The sequence below is a fragment of the Arthrobacter sp. H14 genome, assembly GCF_000520495.1.
Classification (GTDB): domain Bacteria; phylum Actinomycetota; class Actinomycetes; order Actinomycetales; family Micrococcaceae; genus Arthrobacter_C.
The window spans coordinates 8181-9654 of record NZ_KI914625.1 but is presented as its reverse complement, the minus strand read 5'-3'; the positions used below and the strand labels follow the sequence as shown (position 1 = coordinate 9654).

Annotated in this window: 2 protein-coding genes; both read right to left on the bottom strand. The window is 67.0% G+C overall.

Features of this window, described 5'->3' with window-relative positions; genetic code table 11:
* The coding region (locus Y707_RS29490) for an aldose epimerase family protein (RefSeq protein ID WP_442853275.1) at window positions 1-621 on the bottom strand (621 nt) is incomplete at its 3' end.
* A gap of 157 nt (window positions 622-778) precedes the next feature.
* Window positions 779-1474: flavodoxin family protein (locus Y707_RS23185; protein ID WP_081744589.1), on the bottom strand; the 696-nt coding region annotated here is incomplete at its 5' end.

Here is a 1474-nt window from a genome sequence, read left to right as displayed (position 1 = left end):
GGCGGGCCCACCGGGCAGGGAAAGCCTGACCCGGGCCCGGCCGTCCGCATCGCGGTCCAGGTCCGTGTAGGTCACATCGATCTTCCGTGTGCCAAGCACCTGTTCGGTGCGCAGGTCGTAGTGCGTGCCCTCGACGGGGTTGCGCCCGGTGGGGATGCCAATGTCGTCGACGGGAAGGTAGACCGATCCGGGCACGCGTGCGTGCGCGCTGTCGATCGTCTCCGTTCCGACGCTGAGGTACGGGTGGGCTCCCGCGCCGTACGGGCAGGCGCCGTCGCCGATGTTCGTCGCGGTGGTGCGAACGGACAGGCCCGCGTCGTCCAGTTCGTAGTCGATCCGGCACTCGAGCACCCATGGCCAGCCCGGGCGGGCGTACAGGACATGCCCGAAGGAGGCCCGGCCGTCGTCGTGCTCGAGCACCTGCCACGACGCCCACCGTGTGAGCCCATGGATAGCGCCGTTGACGGCCGGTTCGGTGAGGTCCAGGTGGCGTTCGATGCCGTCCCGGCTGTATTTTCCGGCCTTGATCCGGTTGGGCCACGGAATCAGCGAATGCCCCCGCGCGCCCGTGCACCTTCGCGTCTCGGGGTAACCGTCGATGACCGGTCGCGCGCCAGCCAGGTAGGACCGCAGGCCAGCGCCTACCTCGGTGATGGCGACAACCTGCTGCTGACGTTATCCCCCCGGGGTGGCGGTCTGCTGAGGTACTGATTACTCCTGACGGTAGAGCCGATAAGGGGATGGGCGGGAATCAGGCAGTGATCAGCCGACCGCGATCTCAGGTCTCCTTTTTGTGTGTGGATGTGGCGGTGCCTGCTATCGGCTCCGGCTTGATGTACCCAAATACCTCGCCCTCCTGAAGTGCGTTGCGGTCGTTGCCGTAATTGGGCAGGCCGCCAGCCCGGCGCAGCAGGTCGGCGGTGTGCATGAGGTTCCAGCTCATGATGGTGGCGTTGTGGCGGGTAAACGCGCTGTCGAATCCCACAGGTTCTTGGCCGTCGCGGGGGTCACCGTAGGACGGGCCGGGGCCGACCTCGCCGATCCAGCCAACGTCCGCCTGGGGCGGGATCGTCAGTCCGAGGTGCTGCAGGGCGAACAGTAACGACATGGAGGTGTGTTTGACGCCGTCCTCGTTGCCGGTGATTACCGCGCCGCCGACTTTGTTGTAGTAGACGGACTGACCGACCTGATTGAGCTGACCGGACATGGCGTAGAGGCGTTCGATGATCCGCCGACATACGGAGGACCCCTCACCCAACCAGAGGGGGGTTCCCAGGACGAGGATGTCGGCGGCCTGGACGCGGGGCCATAGCTCGGGCCACTCGTCGCTGTCCCACCCGTGCTCACGCATGTCAGGCTGCACCCCGGGGGCGATGTCGTGGTTGATCGCGTGCAGGCGGTCCACCTGCACGCCGGCGCCGGACATCAGGTGGTCGACCACGTCCAAGAGCCGGCCGGTGTGGGAACGGTTCGG